This is a genomic window from Gracilibacillus sp. YIM 98692 (assembly GCF_010993965.1).
Lineage (GTDB): Bacteria > Bacillota > Bacilli > Bacillales > Amphibacillaceae > Gracilibacillus.
Map to the genome: position 1 here is coordinate 28,317 of NZ_WIXM01000019.1, position 23,789 is coordinate 52,105.

24 protein-coding genes are annotated in these 23,789 nt (G+C 38.6%); 20 read left to right on the forward strand and 4 right to left on the reverse strand.

Features of this window, described 5'->3' with window-relative positions:
- The first annotated feature begins 127 nt into the window (after positions 1-127).
- The 3 genes from GHD00_RS14435 (at position 128) to GHD00_RS14445 (ending at position 2,787) form a co-directional block, all read left to right on the forward strand.
- Positions 128-571 (forward strand): IDEAL domain-containing protein, encoded by a 444-nt coding sequence (locus GHD00_RS14435; protein WP_163538864.1) that lies wholly within the window; start codon positions 128-130, stop codon positions 569-571.
- 390 nt (positions 572-961) lie between these two features.
- Positions 962-1,747, forward strand: coding sequence for an SDR family oxidoreductase (locus GHD00_RS14440; protein WP_163538865.1), 786 nt, complete (start codon positions 962-964; stop codon positions 1,745-1,747).
- 44 nt (positions 1,748-1,791) lie between these two features.
- Complete coding sequence (locus GHD00_RS14445; RefSeq protein ID WP_163538866.1) at positions 1,792-2,787, forward strand: Gfo/Idh/MocA family protein; 996 nt, start codon at positions 1,792-1,794, stop codon at positions 2,785-2,787.
- A 242-nt stretch (positions 2,788-3,029) separates the two neighbouring features.
- Here GHD00_RS14445 and GHD00_RS14450 read toward each other — a convergent pair whose 3' ends face one another.
- Complete coding sequence (locus GHD00_RS14450) at positions 3,030-5,054, reverse strand: penicillin-binding transpeptidase domain-containing protein (protein WP_163538867.1); 2,025 nt, start codon at positions 5,052-5,054, stop codon at positions 3,030-3,032.
- Between the two features lie 200 nt (positions 5,055-5,254).
- A complete protein-coding gene (locus GHD00_RS14455; RefSeq protein WP_163538868.1) occupies positions 5,255-5,854 on the reverse strand; it encodes a class D sortase in 600 nt (199 codons plus the stop codon).
- 481 nt (positions 5,855-6,335) lie between these two features.
- On the opposite strand from GHD00_RS14455, the gene GHD00_RS14460 reads away from it, so the two are divergent.
- Entirely contained in the window at positions 6,336-6,494 is a 159-nt protein-coding gene (locus GHD00_RS14460; protein ID WP_163538869.1) for a hypothetical protein, read from the forward strand.
- Positions 6,495-6,529: 35 nt separating this feature from the next.
- On the opposite strand, the gene GHD00_RS14465 is transcribed toward GHD00_RS14460, so the two are convergent.
- Complete coding sequence (locus tag GHD00_RS14465; RefSeq protein ID WP_163538870.1) at positions 6,530-7,171, reverse strand: YigZ family protein; 642 nt, start codon at positions 7,169-7,171, stop codon at positions 6,530-6,532.
- A 152-nt stretch (positions 7,172-7,323) separates the two neighbouring features.
- Here GHD00_RS14465 and GHD00_RS14470 point away from each other — a divergent pair, with 152 nt between their 5' ends.
- The 6 genes from GHD00_RS14470 to GHD00_RS14495 all read left to right on the forward strand — a co-directional run bounded on the left by GHD00_RS14470 (position 7,324) and on the right by GHD00_RS14495 (position 13,053).
- On the forward strand, positions 7,324-8,475 hold the full coding sequence (locus GHD00_RS14470; RefSeq protein ID WP_163538871.1) for a sensor histidine kinase: 1,152 nt from the start codon (positions 7,324-7,326) through the stop codon (positions 8,473-8,475).
- A gap of 37 nt (positions 8,476-8,512) precedes the next feature.
- On the forward strand, positions 8,513-9,214 hold the full coding sequence (locus GHD00_RS14475; RefSeq protein ID WP_163538872.1) for a response regulator transcription factor: 702 nt from the start codon (positions 8,513-8,515) through the stop codon (positions 9,212-9,214).
- 164 nt (positions 9,215-9,378) lie between these two features.
- Positions 9,379-10,221, forward strand: coding sequence for a DegV family protein (locus GHD00_RS14480; RefSeq protein ID WP_163538873.1), 843 nt, complete (start codon positions 9,379-9,381; stop codon positions 10,219-10,221).
- A gap of 360 nt (positions 10,222-10,581) precedes the next feature.
- Positions 10,582-11,934 carry an ATP-dependent helicase ComFA gene (locus tag GHD00_RS14485; RefSeq protein WP_163538874.1) on the forward strand — a complete coding sequence of 451 codons (1,353 nt, stop codon included), beginning with the start codon at positions 10,582-10,584 and terminating at the stop codon, positions 11,932-11,934.
- Entirely contained in the window at positions 11,934-12,635 is a 702-nt protein-coding gene (locus GHD00_RS14490; protein ID WP_163538875.1) for a ComF family protein, read from the forward strand. Before GHD00_RS14485 ends, GHD00_RS14490 begins: the two co-directional genes overlap by 1 nt.
- Before the next feature lie 19 nt (positions 12,636-12,654).
- On the forward strand, positions 12,655-13,053 hold the full coding sequence (locus GHD00_RS14495; protein WP_163538876.1) for a TIGR03826 family flagellar region protein: 399 nt from the start codon (positions 12,655-12,657) through the stop codon (positions 13,051-13,053).
- A gap of 318 nt (positions 13,054-13,371) precedes the next feature.
- Here GHD00_RS14495 and GHD00_RS14500 read toward each other — a convergent pair whose 3' ends face one another.
- Positions 13,372-14,148: an SRPBCC domain-containing protein gene (locus GHD00_RS14500; protein WP_240468714.1), complete on the reverse strand. Its 777-nt coding sequence runs from the start codon at positions 14,146-14,148 to the stop codon at positions 13,372-13,374.
- A 251-nt stretch (positions 14,149-14,399) separates the two neighbouring features.
- Here GHD00_RS14500 and flgM point away from each other — a divergent pair, with 251 nt between their 5' ends.
- The 10 genes from flgM to GHD00_RS14550 all read left to right on the forward strand — a co-directional run bounded on the left by flgM (position 14,400) and on the right by GHD00_RS14550 (position 23,789).
- Positions 14,400-14,663: a flagellar biosynthesis anti-sigma factor FlgM gene (flgM, locus tag GHD00_RS14505; RefSeq protein WP_163538878.1), complete on the forward strand. Its 264-nt coding sequence runs from the start codon at positions 14,400-14,402 to the stop codon at positions 14,661-14,663.
- A 17-nt stretch (positions 14,664-14,680) separates the two neighbouring features.
- On the forward strand, positions 14,681-15,175 hold the full coding sequence (locus tag GHD00_RS14510; protein WP_163538879.1) for a flagellar protein FlgN: 495 nt from the start codon (positions 14,681-14,683) through the stop codon (positions 15,173-15,175).
- A gap of 20 nt (positions 15,176-15,195) precedes the next feature.
- Positions 15,196-16,788: a flagellar hook-associated protein FlgK gene (gene flgK / locus GHD00_RS14515; protein WP_163538880.1), complete on the forward strand. Its 1,593-nt coding sequence runs from the start codon at positions 15,196-15,198 to the stop codon at positions 16,786-16,788.
- Positions 16,789-16,795: 7 nt separating this feature from the next.
- Positions 16,796-17,707: a flagellar hook-associated protein FlgL gene (gene flgL, locus GHD00_RS14520; RefSeq protein ID WP_163538881.1), complete on the forward strand. Its 912-nt coding sequence runs from the start codon at positions 16,796-16,798 to the stop codon at positions 17,705-17,707.
- 268 nt (positions 17,708-17,975) lie between these two features.
- Positions 17,976-18,566 (forward strand): DUF6470 family protein, encoded by a 591-nt coding sequence (locus tag GHD00_RS14525; RefSeq protein WP_163538882.1) that lies wholly within the window; start codon positions 17,976-17,978, stop codon positions 18,564-18,566.
- A gap of 12 nt (positions 18,567-18,578) precedes the next feature.
- A complete protein-coding gene (fliW, locus tag GHD00_RS14530; RefSeq protein WP_163538883.1) occupies positions 18,579-19,025 on the forward strand; it encodes a flagellar assembly protein FliW in 447 nt (148 codons plus the stop codon).
- Between the two features lies 1 nt (position 19,026).
- Entirely contained in the window at positions 19,027-19,257 is a 231-nt protein-coding gene (csrA, locus tag GHD00_RS14535) for a carbon storage regulator CsrA (RefSeq protein WP_163538884.1), read from the forward strand.
- A gap of 120 nt (positions 19,258-19,377) precedes the next feature.
- On the forward strand, positions 19,378-21,147 hold the full coding sequence (locus GHD00_RS21305; protein ID WP_163538885.1) for a flagellin N-terminal helical domain-containing protein: 1,770 nt from the start codon (positions 19,378-19,380) through the stop codon (positions 21,145-21,147).
- 211 nt (positions 21,148-21,358) lie between these two features.
- Positions 21,359-21,967, forward strand: coding sequence for a DUF8042 domain-containing protein (locus tag GHD00_RS14545; protein ID WP_163538886.1), 609 nt, complete (start codon positions 21,359-21,361; stop codon positions 21,965-21,967).
- Positions 21,954-23,789, forward strand: a complete 1,836-nt coding sequence (locus GHD00_RS14550) for a motility associated factor glycosyltransferase family protein (RefSeq protein WP_163538887.1) — start codon at positions 21,954-21,956, stop codon at positions 23,787-23,789. Before GHD00_RS14545 ends, GHD00_RS14550 begins: the two co-directional genes overlap by 14 nt.

Below are 23,789 nucleotides of genomic sequence, written 5' to 3' on the forward strand. Positions count from 1 at the left end.
AAGTGTACCATCTAAAAATTTAAAATTTTTAAAAATATTTGTAAACGCTTTCTTATTTACTGCATATGATGTAAAATAAGAAGTATATTTCAGACGGGAAGATAGCAAAACACGTGGAGGTGTCTAAATGCTTTCAATTAAGTTGTTTAAACCGTATTACGTGAAAGAAGAAGGCGAATATATTCGAGTGGTTTTAGCTTATCAATATTTTTCACTACTAATGGATGACGAAGTATATCAATTTGTTCCACTAGAAGGAAGAGAAATTCGAATTCATCGTGAGACACAAGAAATAGAAAATAAAGATGCCGTATTTGTATTCCAAAAGGGAAAGCGATATAACCGAATTGTTTTATCTGATTTAATGAAAATAAAAGAATTTCAACAACACCTAAATACGATATTAAGCCCATATACTGTCATGCAGCAATCTCAAGAAAAAGAACATCAAATCAATGATGTGATTATTGAATTAGAACGACATAATTTATTGCGATTAATAGATCGTGCCTTAGATGAACAAAATAAAGAAGACTTTTACTTCTATACATCCATTCTAAATAAAATGTAATAAAGAGAGATAATGGTGTCACTTTAAAGTGGATTCGAGCCACTTTTGATAGGACTCGCGCCACTATTAAGCACTTTTGAGCCACTTTTTATAAGAAACGCGCCACTTTTAGGCGTTTCGAGCCACTTTTTATATTAACAAAAACTTAGAGCTGCCTTATAGTGTGAAATTTTATCTGACACTATGAGATAGCTCTTCTTTACCCTATCAGCATTTATATCGTGTTACAGATGAAGGGAATTCGACGTAGATACCACGATAAGGAAGATAGATAAGAGCAACTACGTCTCTGACTTCGCTAAAAGCTCGTCAATCGACGAGTTTTCTTTATCGCTCGATTTTTTTAGTTTCATTTTGTAAAATGAAGGATAGAGAAGGGAGGAGAGTTGAATGGATTTAGGACTAAAAGGAAAATCGGTTATTGTCACGGCAGCTAGCAAAGGATTAGGGAAAGCATGTGCGCTTACTTATGCACAAGAGGGAGCACATGTACTTATTGCAAGCCGAGATGAGAAACAGTTAGTACAAGCTGTCACAGATATCAAACAAGCCTCAGGAAACGATCATATTCATCACGTTGTCTGTGATGTGAGAAAAGAAAAAGATATACAGAATATGGTGGAAAAAGCAGTGGAAAAAAATGGCAAGGTAGATGTTTTGGTCAATAATACCGGTGGCCCGCCAGCTGGAAGTTTTTCTGACTTTGCCGATAGTGATTGGCAAAATGCTTTTGAGTTGTTGCTGCTAAACGTTATTCGTACAGTTCGAGGTGTCATGCCAGTTATGAAAGAGCAGCAATTTGGCCGTATTGTCAACATTACATCAAGTTCGATGAAACAGGCATTAGATAACCTGCTATTATCCAATACGTTTCGTCCTGCTATCGTAGGTTTATCAAAAAGCTTAGCACAAGAGCTTGCACCATCCAATATATTAATAAACTCTGTAGGACCGGGCACCATTCAAACAGATCGTATTTTAGAGTTATTTGAAAAAAGAGCAGATACAAAGTCTGTGGAAGAACAAGTAAAAGAAGCAGGGAGTCACATTCCAATTGGGAGGATAGGGACACCTGAAGAATTTGCGAAAGCTATCGTGTTCTTTGGCTCGCCCGCTAATACATATATTACTGGACAAACGTTAATCGTTGATGGTGGATCCGTGAAGGCGTTGTAGTTTTTGAAAACGTTCTAATTTTTAAAAAGGGGGAGAGAGTACATATGAATAGCTTAAAGTGGGGAGTTTTAAGTACAGCCAAAATTGGGAGGACACAAGTGATTCCGGCTATTCAACGCTCTTCTAATGGCGAAGTAATAGCTATTGCGAGCCGTCAAAAAGAGCGAGTGGAAGAAGTGGCAAAGGAATTGTCGATTCCGAAAGCTTATGATACATATGAAGCATTGTTAGACGATCAAGAAATTGACGCAGTGTATATTCCATTGCCAAATGCTTTACATAAAGAATGGGTGATCAAGGCAGCGGAAAAGAACAAGCATGTGCTGTGTGAAAAGCCTGTCGGTATTGAAAAGGAAGAATTAGATGAAATGGTACAAGCTTGTGAAGACAATGGTGTGAAGTTTATGGAAGCTTTTATGTATCAATTCCACCCACAACATCAAAAAGTGAAAGGTCTCATCCAAGAAGATGTTATTGGAGACGTTGCTTTTATGCGTGCATCTTTTGCTTTTCTATTAGAGGATCGCTCTAATATTCGTTTAAGCAGCCAATTAGGTGGTGGAGCAATGTATGATGTTGGTTGTTATACCTTGCATTCCATCCGTTATATTTTGGGTGAAGAACCTGTTACAGCCTATGCGAATGCACATTACCATGATGAGTTAGATGTAGATACGAAAATGTCTGGAATCCTTAGCTTTGCAGATGGCAAACAAGCAGCATTTGACTGCAGTTTTGATACGATCCCTCGACAAGAATATGAGGTGATTGGTTCGAAGGGTTCGATTAAAGTAAAATCCGCTTATCGACCAGATACGAATGAAAACATGGCTGGAGAAATCCATGTGACAAATGCTGATGGGGAAATTACGGTATATGCTGAATCTGGCGACCAATATGCTTTAATGGCAGAAGAGTTTGCAAGCGCAATCCTAGAAGATAGACCATTAAAGTACACCTTCGATCAGATGGCAGGTCAAATGAAAGTATTAGACGCCGTTTATACAAGCAGTAAAAAAGGTGAGGTAGTTAAGCTGTAAAATGGAAAGACACCATATTCTTTTAGAGAAAAGTGCTTACTCGACGCTGCGTAAAGATACTCGCTTTCCGCGGGCAACGCTTCAGCTTCCTCGGAAGCAAAATTCGCTTCCTACGGGATCTTCAGCTGTTGCTTTTCCTGCAGGAGTCTCGTATCTTTACGCAGCTGTTTTTACTTTTAAATATTAGTATAGAAAAAGCAAAAATAAGGCGTATGAATTACGCCTTATTTTTGTAGAATAGTTTATCTTATGTCGTTTAATACATTAGCTACTTTTTCGGCTACATAGCCGCTGCCGTTTCCTTTGTCTTCTATATGTTCAATCATCATTGCGATGATCATGTCTTGGTTTTCTGGATAGCCTACAAACCACCCATTCTCCTGTCCGCCTTCGTCTGATTGGGATTGTTTCAGTTCAGCTGTACCTGTTTTGCCTGAAATAGATACATTCGCTATGTTAGCATCTTGACCTGTCCCTTCTGTCACAACAGCGCGTAATGATTCTTGAATGAAAGATGCATGCTCATTGGATACAAGTCCTTCTTTCCAAGCTTCTGCACTAGCTTCATCCATCGTTAACCTCGGCTTCATCATCGTACCATCATTTAAAAAGCTGGAGTAAGCCGTTGCCATGTGTAATGCGCTCATCTCTATTTCTCCTTGACCATAGCTGGTGTCAGCCAATAACACTTCATTGTCTAATGATTGATCGGAAGTGATCTCACTTGCTGAAATAGGATAAGTAAATGGGAAATCTTCATCAAATCCAAAATCCTTTAGCCCGTCCGTCAATGTTTCCGCTCCAATTTGAAGAGCTTGCTGGGCAAAATATATGTTGTCAGATCGGACCAGTGCGTCCTTTAAATCAACTGGTCCATTGGACTCGGATACACGTCGGACACGATAATTACCCCATCCTTCTTTTTGCCATGTTAATCCATTAATCTCTAACCCTTCATTTGGATCGATCTCTCCGCTTTCCAAACCAATAACACTCGTAATTGGTTTGAACGCAGAGCCAGGTGCGAACGTAGAAGTAAAGCGATTCAGCAGCGGATTTTGTGGGTCTTCTTGCCAATCATTCCACTGGCTATTGCTTAGACCATACAAAAAGGCATTAGGGTCAAAAGCGGGGCTGCTTACTAAAGCTAGCGTATCACCAGTTTTAGGATCAATCGCAGCAGCAGTTCCAGCATCGCCTTCTAATGATTCAAACAACCTCTTTTGAACAGAGGCATCTATCGCTAACGTAATATTTTCTCCATTTTGCACTTTTTGCTCAGAAATGACCTTATCCTCTTTGTTTTCTTTTTCCACAATGATTTGTACTCCTTCTGTCCCTCTTAATTCCTCTTCAAAAAGTTCTTCGAGTCCGCGGTAGCCAATCATATCGTTTTCATTGTATATATCACTATCAACTTCTTCGAGCTTCTCAGCTGTTAGAGGAGCGATATAACCAATAAGGTGTGCAGCAGCTTCCTCAAATGGATAAATTCTCCCTGTAACCGTTCGATAGGTGAGAGCGTTGTTTGTTTTCACTTCTTCATCTAAACCGTCTTCTGACAAACCAGGAACAACTTTTAAAGGGACAAAATAGTGGGGTTGTACCCAGCTTTGATTTAAGCTTTCATCGATTTCCTCTACAGTGATGCCTAAGGCGGAAGCAATGGACTCTTTTTCTACTTGTTCATTTTCCTCTGAAAATCGTTCTGGCACTACACCTAATTCATAGATGTTCTCATTAACCGCTAACCCTTGGCGATTACGATCATAAATACTTCCTCGTGCAGGCTCGAAAGTGTTGATAGTGATTGTATCGTCTTCCTCTAAAGAGGGGAGAATGAAATGGGTGTCCCATTGAACGAGCCAATCGGTAACCTCTTGATTATCTACTTCTTCTACGTCTTTTACCATAGTAAGTGGTGTTTCATAATCAATAGTTCCAGCAATCGTTTCCATTTTTACTTGCAAGAGAAATGCTTGTTCTTCTTTTTCGGTTGCTTCTTCTTCCGTTTCTTCCATTTCCGGAACGACATAATCTAATTGTAGATTTTCTACTTCTAGGTCTTGATACACTTTTGGATAGCGATCCACAAATGCTTCCTTAGAAGCTCCTTTTACCATCGTGTACATCTCTTCAAAGTTCCGGTCACTCCAAAGTTCTAAATATGCCTGTAAACGATCTTCTGGTGTCACTTCTTCTTCCTTATCCTGACAACCTATTAAAGTAATCAGCACTACAGTTAGAACGCCTAACAATTTTCTCACATCAAAACCTCCTCGCTGTGACAAAAAGGAGCTGTCCACAAAAAAATAAGCTTAATGTATATGCAATTGAAATATACTCGCTTTCACCCAAAGGGCATAAGTCAGCATCTGTTCAAGCAAAACTAGGCTCGCTCGTCATGGGGAGTCTCGCATATTCCAGCTGCTGAACAGCTAATCATCGACAACCTTTCTAGTCGGGTTTACTCTATTGGTTTTGCATATATGATGTAACGGTCTGGTGCATCTCCTATGTAGGAGAACGGATAACATGTCGTAAGGACTAACTCCTCATTTGGGGCAGTTGAATGGATGACAGTAGTATCATCTGCAACGACTATTTTGGAGTTCATCATTTTGTATTTAAATTCTCCATAAGCCAATTTTACAGTGAATGTATCACCGATCTCTACTTCACCTAATTTGCGAAATACAGTGTCTCGGTGTCCTGATAAGACAACCTGATCATTTTGTTTTGGAAAGGCAGATCCCTTGTAGTGTCCAACCCCTTTTTCTAACTCATCAGGGTCCGTTCCCTCTACGATAGGCAGTTCTGCATTAATGGATGGTATTTCCAATAACCCGATTATCTCTCCTGTATCCGGAGCAAAGTTATCGGCTGTTGACTTCGATTCAGAATTCGTCTCAGAAATGGGGGATTTTTCTTTTTCAGGAAGAACAAACAATTCTTTTGCATCTTTCATTGCTTGTTGCTCCGCTGCATGCAGTTTAAAAAATTGATATCCACCTATGCCTAATAAAATAATCCCCGCTATGATAAAGAGTGCAGCTAAATTCCTCACAGACCATCACCTCCAAAAAAATATGTAGAATTTAAGAAGATTTTAATGCTTTATCACGTTGAACAATTTCCGTAAGACCCCCACTCCAAGACTTAGAATAGCGAAAGAAGTATAAGTGGGGGATAGCCACACCTTGATAAGTTTCGCTAACCATCAGTGGGGATGAAGAACCACCTACTGATGGAAGTCTCTCTTTTTAGGGAATATGATCTTTTCGTTGCTTACGGAATGTATTTCGCTTCCTTCTATTATTACTCTTATTATATTCCAAATATGGGAAAAATGAAAATTTTCAAATTTTAAATTTTTGTAAAATTAGTGGAAAGATGTAAAATAGCTTTACTTTTTATAGAAGGGTATTGTAATCTAGTTATGGTAACGATTCAATTAAAATAATAGAAATAGGCATAATCACTGAACATGGCACATTGTCCGCCTGTCTTCATATAATGCAGTAGAAGGTTCAAAGGAGTGTATAACCTTGACGGAGCAAGAACTATACCGATCCATTTTACAAAAAATGCTAGATCAAACAGAGCAGCATAAAATAAATAATTCACAAGATTTTATCAAACAGTTGACAAATGAATTAAAACAATCGAATGTATTTACAAAACAAAAAAATAGAAAAAGAGTGTGAAAGACCGCACTCTCTTTCTATTATTTCCCGGGAAATTAAGGGTTAGGCACTTCTGTTTCCATATATTCTGTTTCTCCTTCTGCCACCTCAGCTGTGTTACTGGTTAAGTTAATGATCCATTCTGTAAACTGTTTTTCCTCTCCATTCACTATGTATACATAAAACGTGACTTTTTCCAAATAATCAGTAGAATCCAATATATAGTCCGATTGTCTTAGTTCATTTTCCATTCTTCCTAACATACCATAATCGATTGTAACGGACATTTTTTTCATTAATTTTCTTTCCACCACACCCGTTGTATTAATCGCAAGAGAGGTTGTACTGCCATAAGCACGTATCAGCCCGCCAGCACCAAGCTTTATCCCTCCAAAATAACGAGTGACAACAATCGCCGTATCTTTTAAATGTCTTTTTTTCAACACTTCAAGCATAGGCACACCTGCCGTGCCACTTGGCTCACCGTCATCATTCGCTTTTTGGATGTTATCATGCTCTCCAATCATATATGCCGAGCAATTGTGAGTAGCATCACGATGTTTTTTCTTAATCATTTCAATAAACGTTTGCGCTTCTGCTTCTGTTTCCACACGCTTCACATAACCAATAAAACGGGATTTCTGAATCACTTGTTCATCCATACCTTCTGGTTTCACTGTAAAATATTGGTCTAACATATTATTACCTCCGAACTGTTGCGACTTGTCATTTACGCATCAAAATGTGTAAAATCAATCTATTAGGGAAAAAGATATAAAAGACACCCCCGTAAAAAGTACTAAACCAATCGAAACATATAATTGATTCTGGAGTAGTGAGGGTCGTATCTATGAGAAATATGGATCGTGATTTAGATTATATAATAGAAGAGATGATAGATACAGTAAAAAACAGTAAAGACGAAATTTTTGATATCGCGGAAGACTCCCGAAAAGAGTATGACAATCTTTCAAGAGAATTAAATGAATTAAAAGAAGAAGTGAATGAAGTCATTGATGAAGGAGACCGCTTGGAGAAAAAATCACGTTTAGCACGACAACGTTTATCCGTCGTTAGTAAAAACTTCCAAGATTATTCTGATGAAGAGATTCACAAAGTGTATGATCAAGCTCATCAATTTCAATCAGAATTTATGCTGAAAAGGGAAAAAGAACAATCCCTTCGTGAAAGAAGAGATCAAATCGAAATGCGCCTTAAGTCAATAGAAGAAATGATGGGGCGTGCAGAAGGATTAGTTGGAAAAATATCCATTGTTTTAAACTATTTAAGTGAAGATTTTAAGAATGTCAGTGACATCCTGCAGACAGCTCAAGAAAAGCAAGCATTTGGGTTGAAAATCATTGAGGCTCAAGAAGAAGAAAGACGCCGTTTGTCACGAGAAATGCACGATGGCCCTGCACAGATGCTTGCTAATATCTTAATTCGATCCGAAATTGTCGAGCGTGCTTATAAAAAAGGAAACTTGGAAACAGCTGTAGAAGAAATGAGAAGCGTACGTTCTATGATCCGCGATTCCCTTCAGGAAGTGCGCAGAATTATTTACGATTTACGGCCAATGGCACTAGATGATTTAGGACTCGTACCGACCATAAAAAAATACTTAGCAACCGTAGAAGATGGAAAGCCAACTATTCACTTTTCTCATCATGCTACTCAATCCAGAATGGAGTCACAATATGAGGTAGCCGTATTTCGATTAATCCAAGAATCAGTGCAAAATGCACTAAAACATGCAGAAGCGCAATCGATCAATGTCATACTTAAAATAACAGAAGACCGAATACAAGTGAAAATAACCGATGATGGGAAGGGATTTGATCAAAAAGAGAACAAAGAACATTCATTTGGCATCATTGGCATGAAAGAACGAATGGATATGCTTGGCGGAACATTTCAGATCACAACAGAGCTAGATAAAGGAACCACCGTATATATCGATATTCCAATAACACAAGAAGAAAATGAAATAGACAATATATAAATATATCAGGTAAGAGTAAAATCTAGGAGGGGTTATTATGGAAACCAATATTATACTGATTGATGACCACAAGCTATTTCGAGAAGGAGTTAAAAGGATTTTAGAGTTAGAGGAAGGTTTTCAAGTTCTAGCAGAAGGAGACGATGGATCTGTCGCAACAGAACTAGTTCGCAAACACCGCCCAGATGTTGTGTTAATGGATATCAACATGCCAAATGTTAATGGAGTAGAAGCAACAGCTGAACTTTTAGATCAATTCCCAGGTGTCAAAGTAATTATTTTATCCATCCATGATGATGAGAATTACGTCACACATGCCTTACAATCAGGGGCACAAGGTTATTTATTAAAAGAAATGGATTCAGATGCCTTAATTGAAGCAATTACCGTAGTAAGTGAAGGTGGATCATATCTTCACCCAAAAGTAACCTACAATTTAGTGCAAGAATATCGCCGATTAGTGTCAGAAGAAAGTGCCATTTACGAATCCGATCAATCCCTATCCAAATTAAAAGATATTGAATATCGCAAACCATTGCATCTATTGACGAGAAGAGAGTGCCAAGTTTTACAAATGCTTGCAGAAGGAAAAAGCAACAGAGGCATATCAGAATCCCTTTATATTAGTGAAAAAACCGTCAAAAACCATGTCAGCAGCATTTTGCAGAAAATGAAAGTAAATGATCGTACGCAAGCAGTAGTCATCGCCATCAAAAACGGCTGGGTAGAAATTTTATAGAGAAAAGGCTGTTGCGAGGACGAAAACTTCCCAACAGCCTGCACCTAGTCATCTGCACATTTCCCCTATCCTTATTTAAAAACTTCCCACGTACTACTAGTCAAGTGATCTATAATTCGATAAAATATACATAATCTTATAATGGAAAGAGGTACGAGTCTATCATGACAGTAGCGATTATTACAGATAGTACATCGTATATACCGATACAAACGAGAAAAGAAAAACAAATACATATGATCCCATTAAGTGTTGTGATGGGCCACCGAACCTACCGGGAAGAATTGGATATCACCACAGAAGAATTCTATCAAAAGATAAAAGAAGCAGAGACATTGCCGAAAACTTCCCAGCCTTCCATTGGGGCAATGACCGAAACTTTTGAAGAGCTTTCGAAAACGTATGACCATGCTATTTTCATTACATTATCGAGTGGAATCAGCGGCACTTATCAATCTGCCGTTACCGCAAATTCGATGGTGGAAGGGATCGAAGTCACCACCTATGATTCGGAGATTAGCTGCTTGGCACAAGGTTATTATGTGCTAGAAGCTGCAGATATGGCGCTAGCAGGTAAAGATGTCGATACGATCATTCAACGACTAGATGAAATCAAGCAATCTTTAAAAGCATATTTTATGGTAGATGACTTATCTCACTTGCACCGTGGCGGAAGATTAAACGGTGCACAAGCGCTGATTGGCAGTATGCTGCAGGTGAAGCCGGTCCTTCATTTTGTGGATACGAAGATTGTCCCATTTGAAAAGATCCGTACCGAAAAGAAAGCGATCAAACGGATTCTTGATTTGTTCGATGAGGATGCTAAAACTGGTGCGCCAATTGAAGCAACTGTCATCAATGCGAACCGACAAGAAAAAGCAGAGCAAATCAAGCAACGCATAGAAGAAAAATACGACAATGTCGATATCACCCTCAGCCACTTCGGCCCCGTCATTGGCACACACATCGGTGAAGGCGGACTAGGCCTCGGGTGGTATAAGAAATAAGGATTGTCCAAAAGGTTAGATCTCTGTACACGCAACTCAGTTATTCTCCATTCCGCTGTTTTCGAAAAATTTCCTGTTTCTTCACCGTTCGGGTTCGCTTTAGGCGGACGCTTTCCGCGGGCATGGCCTCAGCCAGGGGACTACTTGAAATAACATCTTTGCTCCCTTGCACCGAGGAAGCCTACTACGAAGCTTTACTAGAAGACACAGGTGCATCCTGCGGGGTCTTCGGACTCATGCTTTTCCCGCAGGAGTCGCCGCCTGCCGCTCTCCCGAACTAATGAGAGTCTTACATAAGCATCTTAAAGAAAACATCATTGCTTTTTATACATCTCTTCCATTTTAAAAGGAGGATCCACAATGCCCAATTATCCCCAACTCCTCGCAGGAAAACAACTGCTCCTAGACGAACTCCCGCTAACCGAAGCAGAAATTTCCACACTCCAAGAAACCAACCAACTCCAATTCAAAGAAGCCATCAGCAAAAAAACATTCCACTACCAATGCAAACGCTGCGGCAACACCAAACAACACCTTTTCGCCACCATCCCATGTGCAAGATGCAACCAAACACACCATTACTGCCGAAACTGTATCACAACAGGCCGAGTCCTTTTTTGTGAAACATTGTCCGTCTGGATTGGACAAGCCCCAGACTGGCCACATCAAGAACAGCCCTGTCACTGGGAGGGGACACTGACCAAAGCACAGCGGCAAGCAGCCGAGAAACTCCAAGCCGTCGTTAGAGCAGCCAATCAAGAAATCCTCTGCTGGGCAGTCTGCGGTGCAGGCAAAACAGAGATGCTCTTTCCAGCCATCACCACAGCAATTCATGAGCAGATGCGTATTTGCCTCGCCACACCAAGAGCAGATGTCGTAAGAGAATTATACCCTCGATTGAAACAAGCTTTTCCTCATACCGAAATCGAAGCCTTATATGGCGGAACCGAAGACGCAACCGGAATCGGCCAGCTAGTAATTGCAACCACCCATCAACTCATCCGTTATTCGGAAGCATTTGATGTCATGATCATCGATGAAATCGATGCTTTTCCATACCATCATGATAAAACCCTCCATTACTTCGCCCATAAAGCTGCCAAAAAAGATGCAGCCAACATCTATTTAACCGCCACTCCAAGACCGAAAGAGAGACGAAAAATCGAGATGAATAAACTGCCAGCTGTCTTTGTGCCGATTCGCTTCCATGGTCATCCATTACCAGTGCCGAAGCTCATGCTCGAATGGAATTTGCGCCGTAAACTGCAAAACGCCCAATTGCCAAAGAAGCTCAAACGATATGTGGAAACACGCACTATCTACCGTCAACTCCTTATTTTTGTATCCACGATAAATCTACTAGAGCCAGTTGCTTCTTGTTGTCGGGTTTTCTTCCCTAAGTTGGAAACCGTCTATGCAGAAGATCCAGACAGAAAAGAAAAAGTAGAAGCGTTTCGAGCGAAAGAATATGATTTGCTGATCACCACAACGATTTTAGAGCGTGGCGTGACCTTTCCTTCGATTGATGTGGTAATTTTGGATGCAGGGCACACCGTTTTCGATGAAGCGGCATTAGTCCAAATTGCTGGCCGTGCCGGGAGAAGCCCAAAGGATCCAACGGGTGATGTGCTATTTATCCATCAGGGGAAAACGGAAGCAATGGTCCAGGCCATCAGACAAATCAACCAAATGAATAAGAAAGGGAGAGAATAATGAATATATGTTATCTTTGTGACCAATCGATTGTGCCCACTATCACTTGGGAAAACTTCTTCCATTTACCGATCAAACAGACATTGTGTGAAGACTGCAAGGACAAGCTTCCTTTACTAATATCTCCTTTTTGCAGACGGTGTGGACGCAAGCAGGAAGCAGAAACGCTATGTACAGACTGTGCAAAATGGGAGAGTCATCCTGATTATGAGGATGTTCTAAAATGGAATCGGGCCGTTTTTACTTACAGTCCTTTTATGCAAGATTTCATTACGAAATGGAAATTCAGGGGGGATTATATAGTGATCGATGCGTTGTTCAGCTATCTGCTATCTGCATTCCGCCACGCGTTTGATGGCATGTCACATGCGACACTTGTGCCGATACCGTTAACAAAGGAACGTCAGCATCAACGAGCCTTTAATCAAGCAGATGTATTAGCTAAACAGATCGAAAAACGAACCAATCATGCGGTAATGCCTGTGCTTAGTCGTCCGTCTGTAACGTCTTCCAAGCAATCGAAAAAGTCGAGAAAAGAGCGGATGGAAACGGCCAACCCATTTTCTTTGGACCAACCTCTTCAAACTCCGGCCATTTTGGTCGATGATATATATACAACCGGTATGACGATCCATCATGCAGCGAAAACGCTTAAAGATGGAGGATGCCCGGAAGTCTATAGTTTTACGTTGATACGTTAAAGAGAGAGGAGAACAGCAAATGGGAGAGCTATCTAATTGCGCTTATTGTGATCAGCTTTTTGTGAAAACAACGAAAGCGATTTGTCCTGACTGCATAAAAGAAGAAGAAAAACAATTTCGTACCGTCTATGACTTTTTAAGAATTAGAAAAAACCGTCAAGCGACAATTCCACAAATCGTGGAAGAAACAGGGGTAGAAGAAGAGGTCATTCTTCAATTTGTGCGTGAGAACCGATTGCGTCCAACCCAGTTTCCGAACTTAAATTATCCTTGCGATAAATGTGGAAATCCAATTACGAAAGGCAATATCTGTGACGATTGCTCCAGTTCCTTTTCCGCCGAATTGAAGCAGCAAGAAGAAATAGACAAAATCCGAGAACGCAACACCCGAACCAGAACCTATTTCACACGCCGATAAGCGAAAGGTTGGGGCAAAAGTAATCTATCAATACGAAAATCCGAACAAATTCATTCCGCATTGTTCGGATTTTCGTGTTATACAAGAGTTCTTTACATCGCTCCGTCAAAATACTTCGCTTTCCGTGGGCACGGCTTCAGCTAACTTGGTGAAGAAAAACGCTTCACCAAGTGGATCTTCAGCTCGTGTAAGTTCCCACAGGAGTCTGCGTATTTTGACTCCGCTTAGTATCTGCGTTTAAGATTTATTGTTCGTCTTCTGATTTAATACTATTGTTTTGCCCCAGCCTCTTCCACTTTACTATCTAAGCAGACCAGCTTAATGGTTGCTTTCTACATATTCCTTTAATGATGTACCTAAAAGATGTTGCCATCCTTTCGTGTGATCTTCTTCCCAACCCTCTTCAATCACTCCAGATGCCGTATGCGATAGTTGAAGGGTAGTAGCATCTCCTTTTTCAATTAAGCGATACGTATATGCACTATTCACTGCGCCATACATACCTAAATGACCATGTAACCTGATTTCTTCTGGTGCATTTACATAATAGACATTACCCCATACTGCCCCTTCATTCTCACGCCAATTTTCAGTAAATTGCCCTCCAGGTGTTGGGTCAAACGTAAAGGTTGAGTCTTCTCCTTCAGGTGCTAAGCGAAACTCCCACCAGTCACCTACATTTTCCGTTAAAGCTTGAAAGACTTTTTCCCGTGGTGCATGAATGGTCACTTCTTGCTCAATACGAAATACTTTCCCTTGTTCTGATCCTTTCATATCTAAATCTCCTCCTGTTTTTTCAGCTGCCGACCTTAAATTAAGTAGTGATTCGGAAGCCTTCCTCATGTATTTTCCTACCCATCTCTCGTTCATTTCCTGTAAAGGGACTGCATTTAGATAATTTAATCGGTATTTACCCTCCCGGCGAACCAAAACGAGACTTCCCTCCTGCAAGGTAGATAAATGTTTCATAATGGCATATCTAGAGACTTCGGGAAAATAATCGTTTAGTTCCCCTGTTGTTTTAGGTGATTGTTTTAAGATGTCCAAAATGCGTCTGCGGATAGGGTGACTCAATGCTTTAAATAGCGCGGACAATTCGTCCTCCATACTAAAGATCCTTTCTTACATTTAATTAAACATTTCAACATGTGCGTAAAAGGTAACATATTTAATGTGACCTAATATTAACATGAAGTTTGAATAAAGACAACACCGATTTCACCAAACAAATCCCACTAGCCAAATCAAAAAATCCCCCTTATACTTAAATCATGACTAAACATTTCAAAACAACTGACGATATAAAAGATAGCGAAGAAAGGACGATAGGAAAGAGGTGAGAGGTCATGAAAATCCATGGACCAAACCACGCGAACTTAAACCCATATCAAAAACAAATCCAAAAACAACAAGAAGCTAAACAAACGAAACATAACCAGGAGGACCAAGTCGAAATATCCAACAAAGCCAAGCAGCTGCAAAATAAAGAAAACCCAATCGCAAACCGCCAAAACTACGTGAACGACATCAAACAACAAGTAGAAGCAGGCGAATACCAGATTAATACACAAGAAGCAGCCAAAAAAATCTTGAACTTCTGGAAGAAATAAACTAAAGGAGCAGACATATGTCCGTTCAAAAAATCATCAACCATTTGAATAAAATGATAGAGCTACACCAAAGTTTACTGCGTGTTTCCGAGCAGAAGACAGAGATCCTCAAGGAAGGAAAAATCGATGCCCTAAGAAAATTGCTTAATACAGAGCAGAAGCATATTCAAGCGATTGATCAAATCGAAAAGAAGCGGATAGAAGCAGTAGAAAGCTGGGCACAAGGCGAAGGACTAGACCCAGCTTCTATGACGGTTTCAGTCATGATAGATAACCATATAGAAGGAGACGAAAAAGAGCTGCTAGAGAAAGTAACCGTGCAGCTGGCCGAGTTACTTGTAGAATTGAGAAGACAAGAAGTTCTCAACAAACAATTAACTGAGCAGTCCATGCAGTTTGTGCAGCTTTCTTTGTCCATGGTTCAACCATCGATTAAAAACTTCAATTATGGAAAACAAAAAAATACGGGTCCAGCTACCCCAAAACGATCGGTATTTGATTCGAAAGCATAGTGTATTAGGAGGAACAAAGCATGTCATCAACTTTTAGCGGGCTTGAGGTTGCGAAAAGAGCATTACATACACAGCAATCCGCCCTGCATACGACAGGACATAATATTGCCAATGCCAATACAGAAGGCTATACAAGACAACGGGTAAACTTTTCTCAAACCGCACCCTTTCCCCCAGCTTCACGAAATCGACCGGAGATTCCTGGGCAAGTCGGCAGCGGGGTAGAAGCAGGTTCGATTGAACGAATTCGCAACAGTTTTATTGATAAACAATTCCGTCAAGAAAACACAAAGGTCGGTTATTACGAAGCAAAAGCCGATATGATGGAAAAGATGGAATCTATTTTAAATGAACCATCAGAAGAAGGCTTGTCCCAAGCAATGGATCAATTTTGGGAATCATTACAAGATTTATCTGTCAACCCAGAGGAAGCAGGTGCCCGTTCCGTTGTACGCCAACGCGGGAAGGCGGTAGCTGAATCCTTTCAATATTTAAACAGCTCTTTAGAAGGCGTTCGATCTAATTTGAAAAATGAAATTGGTGTTGATAACAAGGAGGTAAATTCCCTTGTCGATCAAATCAATGCATTAAACAGCCAAATCTCTGAAATCGAGCCGCATGGTTATGTACCAAATGATCTGTACGATGAAAGAGACCGTTTGGTTGATGACTTGTCTTCCTATGTAGATATCAACGTTTCTTATCAAGAAAGCTCAGGACAGCCTAGCTCGATTGCACAAGGGATCGCCACCATTCAACTAGCAGCAGATGACAGCAATATTGAAGGGGGCGGACCTATTACATTGGTAGATGGAAGCGGCGATACTGAAATCGGCAGTCAAGATGCGGTCAACCATCTGTATGTTGATTTTGATGACGATAATAATGTCAGTAATCTCTTTTTTAACCAACCGAACCAGGACGTAGAAGACCTGGCAGATAACCAACAAGAGCCTTATATCGATGCAGCTAACTTTCAAGTGCAAGGGAAATTAAAAGCATTAGTCGAAGGAACAGGCTATTTGGATGAAAATGGACAAGCAACTGGCGAATACAATGATATCCTGAACAACTTGGATGAGATGGTGCAAAACTTTGTCCAAGAATTTAATGCCGTTCATCAAGATGGTTATTCCTTAAACCGTGAAAATGGCATCAACTTTTTTGACGAAAATGGCCTGACCGCAGATACAATCGCAGTCGATCAAGCGATTATCGATGATAAAGACAACATCGCAGCAAGTACAACAGGCTCACCAGGTGATGGAGAACACGCAACAGAACTTGCGGATGTCTATCAAAAACGAGCAGAAGACTATGAATTTGCAGGGAACACATTAGATGAAAAAACATCGATCAAAACATTCTATGAATCTGCCATCGGGGAAATGGCCGTTGTAGCACAAGAATCGAACCGAATGGTTAATAACTCTGAAGTCTTACGACAACAAGTAGAGGAAAGCAGACAATCGATCAGTTCGGTTTCCTTAGATGAAGAAATGACCAATATGATTCAATTCCAGCATGCCTATAATGCAGCGGCACGTAATATGACTGCCGTAGACGAGATGCTAGACCGCATTATTAATAATATGGGCTTAGTCGGGAGGTAAGTAAACCATGCGCGTAACTCAAAGTATGTTAACAGGCAATATGCTGCGTAATATGAGTTCCAGCTATGAAAAATTAGGAACCTATATGGAGCAGCTATCAACAGGAAAAAAGATCAATCGCCCATCAGACGATCCCGTTATCGCTATGAAAGGGATGGACTATCGTACTCAAGTTAAAAATATTGAACAATTTGAACGAAACATGGGAGAAGTCCATAATTGGATGGATAACTCCGACTCTTCATTAGATAAAACCCAAAAAGCCTTAAGCCGATTACGAGAATTAGCAGTACAAGGCGCTAATGGTACGTATGAAGAAGGCCAGCGAGGCAACATCGCATCAGAAGTCGATCAAATAAAAGAGCACTTAGTCGAAATTGCAAACACAAAGGTCAACAATAAATATATCTTCAGCGGAACCGAAACAACCGGAAACGACGGTGATCCGCCATATAAATTAAATGGGGATGACCCGACTGCAGCAAACTTCTTTGAATATGCAGGTAACCAAGACGCAGTACGAATTGAAGTAAGCGAAGGCACCAAAATAGACGTCAACGTCCAGCCAGACCAAATATTTAATGAAGATCTATTCGGCGACTTAACCGACTTCGCCAACGAACTGCGCGAAGGCGATGATGATGAAGCATTAGGCGAATTCATCTCGAAAATCGACACACACATTAACAATAACGTCAACGCCCGAGCAGATCTTGGCGCAAAGCAAAACAGAATCGACTTGATCGAAAACCGAATCCAAGAACAAGCTGTAACAGCCAAAGATATGATGTCCAAAAACGAAGACGCTGATATGGAAGAAGTCATCATGGATCTTACTTCACAAGAAGCCGTACACCGCGCAGCACTAAGCGGCGGCGCACGGATCATACAACCAACACTATTAGACTTTTTACGTTAAACAGAAGCCTTACCTTGTAGAGAGGTGAGGCCCTTTTTCTTTAACGAAAAAGTTAAAGAAGATATAAAAGTAAGTGCAAACGAGCTACTTTCGTCTGCAGACTGACGGATAAATGCGATAAACTGACGGATAACTAGCCAAAAATGGCGGATGAATAGAAATACTGACGGATAAAAGCACAAAAGTGACGGATAAACTTCAAAAACCGACGGATATTTTTTAAGTAGTTAATCAATATAAGGCTTCTTTCTCAAAGGAGATATGCACAATGCAAATACCTCAACTCCATATACAATCTCAACAAGCAAAAATCGGTATTCAAACTCGTGACGCACAAGTCTCGATTGATGCAGGACCAGCTCAGCAAACTATCAGACAGCCAGAAGCGGATCTATCGATTCAAACCAAGCCAGGCAAATTAACGATCGATCAATCGAAAGCATTAGCGGATGTAGGCATCATTCCAACCGAACAATCGATCAAGCAAAATGCCGAAGAAGCAAAACAAACCGCAATCGAAGGTGTCAAAAAACGCCGTCGTCAAGGCGATGAACTAATGAAAATCGAAAATGGCGGCAATCCACTAGCTCGCCAAGCAAAAATAAACGGCGAACGACCAGAAAAACAATTCAATATCGGCTGGATTCCATCATGGGGCGGTGTCGATATCGACTATCAGCCAGCAGAAGTTGAGATTAGTGCCAAAGCGATTAAACCACAAATCGATTCACAGCCAACCGAAACAAAGTTGCAATATACACGAGGCAGTGTCGACACGTATTTAGAACAAAAAAATCAACTCGAAATAGATTTTGAGAATGTCAAATATGTCGGAATTAATTTCGAAACAGAAATATAAGAAGGGTGACTTATGAACATACAAACAAAATATTTTGGAGAGATCGAGATAAATGAACAAGAAATCATTCATTTCCCACAAGGCATACCAGGCTTTGCAGAAGAAAAAAACTTTGCCCTACTAAGCTTTGAAGAAAACGGCTTATTCCAAGTATTACAATCTACCAAACAAAAAGATCCAGCATTCGTCGTCATCGATCCATTTTTATTCGAGCCAAACTATCAATTGAAATTAGACGACGCTACTATCAATCAATTAGAAATTCAAGAAGAGAAGGATGTCCGAGTATTAGCCATCGTAACGGTCAAAGATCCATTAGAACAAAGTACAGCAAACTTGCAAGGGCCTATCATCATCAACCGACAATCGAAAAAAGCGAAACAATTTATTATCAATCAATCAAGCTATACGACAAAAGAAACGATATTTAAACAAACCTCCAAGGTAGAGGAGGAATAACATGCTAGTTTTAACAAGAAAATCAAACGAAGCAATCAAAATTGGTGATGATATCGAGATAAAAGTAGTTAGTGTCGATGGGGATCAAGTAAAGCTAGGCATTAGCGCTCCAAAAGATGTAGAAATTCACCGTAAAGAAATTTATCAAGCCATTCAAGCAGAAAATAACGAAGCAGCAGAACTATCGACAAATGTCATCGATTTAATTAAAAAAAGTGACAAAAACACTTAAACTTCTATCTATTTCCTCCGATAGTATTAGTAGGATCTGATTAATGATCGGCGGCCGCTTTCATTAATTAGTATCACCACAAGGATGTGGAGAAAACATACTCAAGGAGGAAATATACTTATGATTATTAACAATAATATCCCAGCGATGAATACTTATCGTCAAATGGGTATTAACCAACAAGCTCAACAATCTTCAATGGAAAAATTATCTTCAGGTCTTCGTATTAACCGTGCTGGTGATGATGCAGCAGGTCTAGCTATTTCCGAAAAAATGCGTGCACAAGTACGTGGTTTGGATCAAGCAAGCCGTAACTCTCAAGACGGTATCTCTATGATCCAAACAGCTGAAGGTGCATTAAACGAAACTCATAACATTCTACAACGTATGCGTGAACTTGCAACACAAGCATCAAATGATACAAATGTTGATGTGGATCGTGAAGAAATTCAAAAAGAAATTAACGAATTGACTTCTGAGATTAATCGTATTGGTAATACCACAGAATTTAACACGCAGAAGATTCTTAAAGGTGATGAGCAAGTTTCCGTAGAGAAAACTGGATTAGATGAATTAGCTATTGGCAATTTATCTGGTGGTGGAGTCAGTATTCAAAATGCAACTCAGTCAATTACTATGGCAGCAGCTTCAGGTGGAAATGTTGATACTGATGAGTTTAAGCTAACACTTGGTGATGTTGATGGGAATTTGCAAGAAATAACTATAAATTTCGCTTCTGGTACATCAGATGAGTACGTTTCTGGTAGTGCAACTGCAAACAGTGCTTCAGTTACATTAGATGGAGGAAACGATACAAAAGCAAGTGGTGTGGCTGATATAATGGCTAATGCTTTAAAAGCAGCTGTTAATGAAAATGATAAATTAGCTGGAAATTATGATATAAAAGGTTCTGGTAATGACCTAGTATTAGAAGCAGTAAATGAGCTAGAAGGAAAAGACGGTAAAATAGAGGCGACTAGTGGCGCAAGCAGCGCTGATGCTGTTTCAGCAAATGGAGACGCTTCTATTGGTACAACTGTTTATGATAAAGCTAGCGGAACAATGAGTGTTTCTGGATTATCAAGTGGGGAAATACGTGATTTAGCTGGTACAGGATTAACAGTAAATGGAGAAGCTGTAGAATTTTATAATTCAAGCGAAGGAAATTATACTGGTGATGCAATAGGAATTGATACAAGTTCTGCAATTGCAATGATAGACAATGGTAATACAACTTCAGGCCAAACACAATTGGCAAAAGATATACAAAATGTACTAGATGATATTGATGGTATTGATGTTTCACAAGATGGGAGTGGAACAATTAGTGTTGTAGCTTCTGAAGGTGGAGAAGACGGTAACGATATCTCCATTACAGACGGTGCAACAAGCAGTGACTTTACTGCTAAATTCCAAATTGGTTCTAACCAAGGTCAAAGCATGCAAATTAATATTAGTGATATGCGTGCAGAAGCATTAAGTGTAGCTGGTTCAGAATCTGAAGGTAGTGTAGAGGGTGTAGAAGGAGCTGTTTACACTGAAGTAGAAAGTGTTACTAATGGAACAGACAATAACAAAACTGAATTTGCTCTGGATGTATCATCTTCTGATAATGCATCCGCCGCAGTAACTGCTATTAATAATGCGATCGAAGAAGTATCAGCTCAACGTTCAAATCTTGGTTCATTCCAGAACCGTTTAGAACATACTATTGCAAACTTAGATAATTCTTCTGAGAACTTATCAGCTGCGGAATCTCGTATCCGTGATGTTGATATGGCTGCAGAAATGATGGAGCAAACACGCTCTAATATCCTTGCTCAAGCATCTCAATCCATGTTAGCTCAAGCTAATCAACAACCACAATCAGTATTACAGTTATTAGGATAATATAATTTAAAAATTTCTGTCTTAGACTGGAGTAATAGGCTGTCGAGAATTCTCGACAGCCTATTTTATTTGTTTTACATATAACCCTATATACTGTAAAAAATATAATTTGTTTCATTTACCATAAAAACATTTGTAGAAGCTATTGAAATTTTGGTTTTCAGACCGATATAATAAATAAATAGTTTTACGTTATTCTGGAGGATATTTTATGGAATTAATTTTAAATAATAGAGATAAGTCGATATTTATAGAACAACCAAATAATACAGATGATATTATACATGAAATAAATCAGCTAATAGATGATAATTTAATTTTTAGTCATTTGGAGCTGAATGGAAAAGAAATTTATAGTGATTTTAAGCATTATATTTCCGTTCATCTAGCAAGTATACAGTCTATTAAAATTATTGCTAAATCCCAAAAGACATTTATTAACGATAGTCTACTATCAGCTGAAGTTTACCTAAAAAGAGCAATATTTTTGTTAGATGATGTAGTTGATAATTTTTATAATAATCCTAGTACGGATGATTGGGATGATTTTAAAGATTTAGTTGATGGATTACAATGGATAATTCAAATGTTAAATAGTATATCTAATTTAACAGAAAAGCCGGAAAATGGTGGAGCTTATATAAAGATAAATACAGAACTTACGGAAACTATCCATGCACTCGGTGATGCAGTAGCAAATCAAGATGGCATACTTATAGCGGATATTATTTACTATGAAATAATCCCCACTTATAAACAGTTAGAGAAACTTATAAATAAAACAATTGACGAAGAGGGACGAAGATATGATGTTAATTGAAAATAAGAACTATCTAAGAATGGAGAATCGTGGTCTTTTAAATAAGTTGAACAATTATCATACAAATGACGATCTCGTAAAAATAGAGAAATCAAAAAGAGGATGTGATACCCTTAAATTAGTTATTAGTGGGAAAGAAAAATATATTCATAGTAAATATGATCCAGAGTTAGAAGCAAAAAGATTATTGAAATCTTTTGAAATTCAAGAAAACACCAAACATGTTATCGTTTTTGGAATCGGACTAGGATATCACATCTCTGAATTAATGGAGCGTTTTCCGCAAATTAATATTTCGATTTATGAACCTAATAAAGATGTATTATCCATCTTTCTAGAACATTATGATTTGCAATCAATAACTAATGGAAAATTAACTAGTATTTTTACAAAGAATAAAAAATTAGATTTAATTAATAACCTGCAAAATATAAAAGAACAGTCTGGGAAAAATGTAGAAATATTTGTCTTACCATCATATGAAGAGTTGTATCAGGTAGAAATAAATGAATTATTTAAAACAATAAAAGAATCTTTAAAAGGCGAAAAAAGTCGATTAGTGACAAATGTAAGATATCAGAAAAGGTGGACACTTAATGCGGTTAAAAATTTACCGAAAGTTTTAGATACACCTAATATTCTTACAGATATTAATCAAGAAACTTTCAAAGATAAACCAGCTGTTATTGTGTCGGCTGGACCTAGCTTGAATAGTGAATTTGGTAATTTAAGGTATATAAAAGAAAATCGTTTAGCCTATATTTTCTCTGTTGGTTCAGCTATAAATGCCCTCATTGAAAATAATATATATCCGGATGCTACATTAACATACGATCCTAAAAAACGTAATCAAATTGTATTGGAAAAATTGAAAAAGAAAAATATTAAAAATATTCCATTAATTTTTGGAAGTACGGTAGGTTTTGAAACCATAGAGGACTACCCAGGACCACTCTTACATATGATTACAAGTCAGGATACTGTAGCACCATCTATAATAAATAAAATAAATAAAGATATGATAATTTATGATGCTCCCTCTATTGCAATTATTACATTTCAATTACTTGCAAAACTCGGAGTAAATGAGATTTATTTAGTCGGTCAAAACTTGTCTTATCAAGGTAATTACAGATATGCAAAAGGTATTGATTATCGTGCAAAAGTGAATACTCAGGATATGAAACTACTAACAGTAAAAGATGTATATGGTAATGATATATATACTGATGAAGGTTACAATCAGATGAGAAAACAGTTGGAGATGTATATAAAAGCCTTTAATTACTTAAAAGTGTATAATACAACAAAGAATGGTGCAGATATTGAAGGAACAAAATTTATTCCTTTGGAAGAAGTTATTTCAAGTCGCTTGAAGAAAAATGAAGTATCTTCAACTTGGTATAAAACAATAGCGAGTTATAATAATGAAGGGATAAATAACAAAATTTATAATTTACAAGTTCAAAGGATGGAACTTATTTCACAATTAGAGAAAATACAAAAAATGATTGATGAGTTCAATAAAATAGATAATAAAAATCACTCCTTAAACCTCGAACAACAATTTAATCGTTTCGATAAATTGTTTAAAAAAATTACAAAAAACCGTTTCTATAAAGCTTTTATATCTTCGATGATACGTGTAGAGATGGAGAATCTTGTTGCTAAATCAAAGGAAATAAAATATGAAAAAGACATTGTAGCAAAAGCAAATAAAGTTAGCTTATTGTTTGAACCATTTATTGAAATAGTTAATAAACATTTTACAGCGATAGATTCTTACTTTGAAGAAATGATAGCAGAGATACAACAAGATTAG

Bases quoted from the DNA above. Each gene is read 5' to 3' on its own strand.
- GHD00_RS14435 (WP_163538864.1), top strand. From the start codon at position 128: ATGCTTTCAATTAAGTTGTTTAAACCGTATTACGTGAAAGAAGAAGGC.
- GHD00_RS14440 (WP_163538865.1), top strand. From the start codon at position 962: ATGGATTTAGGACTAAAAGGAAAATCGGTTATTGTCACGGCAGCTAGC.
- GHD00_RS14445 (WP_163538866.1), top strand. From the start codon at position 1,792: ATGAATAGCTTAAAGTGGGGAGTTTTAAGTACAGCCAAAATTGGGAGG.
- GHD00_RS14465 (WP_163538870.1), bottom strand. From the start codon at position 7,171: ATGTTAGACCAATATTTTACAGTGAAACCAGAAGGTATGGATGAACAA.
- GHD00_RS14470 (WP_163538871.1), top strand. From the start codon at position 7,324: ATGAGAAATATGGATCGTGATTTAGATTATATAATAGAAGAGATGATA.
- GHD00_RS14475 (WP_163538872.1), top strand. From the start codon at position 8,513: ATGGAAACCAATATTATACTGATTGATGACCACAAGCTATTTCGAGAA.
- GHD00_RS14480 (WP_163538873.1), top strand. From the start codon at position 9,379: ATGACAGTAGCGATTATTACAGATAGTACATCGTATATACCGATACAA.
- GHD00_RS14485 (WP_163538874.1), top strand. From the start codon at position 10,582: ATGCCCAATTATCCCCAACTCCTCGCAGGAAAACAACTGCTCCTAGAC.
- GHD00_RS14490 (WP_163538875.1), top strand. From the start codon at position 11,934: ATGAATATATGTTATCTTTGTGACCAATCGATTGTGCCCACTATCACT.
- GHD00_RS14495 (WP_163538876.1), top strand. From the start codon at position 12,655: ATGGGAGAGCTATCTAATTGCGCTTATTGTGATCAGCTTTTTGTGAAA.
- flgM (WP_163538878.1), top strand. From the start codon at position 14,400: ATGAAAATCCATGGACCAAACCACGCGAACTTAAACCCATATCAAAAA.
- GHD00_RS14510 (WP_163538879.1), top strand. From the start codon at position 14,681: ATGTCCGTTCAAAAAATCATCAACCATTTGAATAAAATGATAGAGCTA.
- flgK (WP_163538880.1), top strand. From the start codon at position 15,196: ATGTCATCAACTTTTAGCGGGCTTGAGGTTGCGAAAAGAGCATTACAT.
- flgL (WP_163538881.1), top strand. From the start codon at position 16,796: ATGCGCGTAACTCAAAGTATGTTAACAGGCAATATGCTGCGTAATATG.
- GHD00_RS14525 (WP_163538882.1), top strand. From the start codon at position 17,976: ATGCAAATACCTCAACTCCATATACAATCTCAACAAGCAAAAATCGGT.
- fliW (WP_163538883.1), top strand. From the start codon at position 18,579: ATGAACATACAAACAAAATATTTTGGAGAGATCGAGATAAATGAACAA.
- csrA (WP_163538884.1), top strand. From the start codon at position 19,027: ATGCTAGTTTTAACAAGAAAATCAAACGAAGCAATCAAAATTGGTGAT.
- GHD00_RS21305 (WP_163538885.1), top strand. From the start codon at position 19,378: ATGATTATTAACAATAATATCCCAGCGATGAATACTTATCGTCAAATG.
- GHD00_RS14545 (WP_163538886.1), top strand. From the start codon at position 21,359: ATGGAATTAATTTTAAATAATAGAGATAAGTCGATATTTATAGAACAA.
- GHD00_RS14550 (WP_163538887.1), top strand. From the start codon at position 21,954: ATGATGTTAATTGAAAATAAGAACTATCTAAGAATGGAGAATCGTGGT.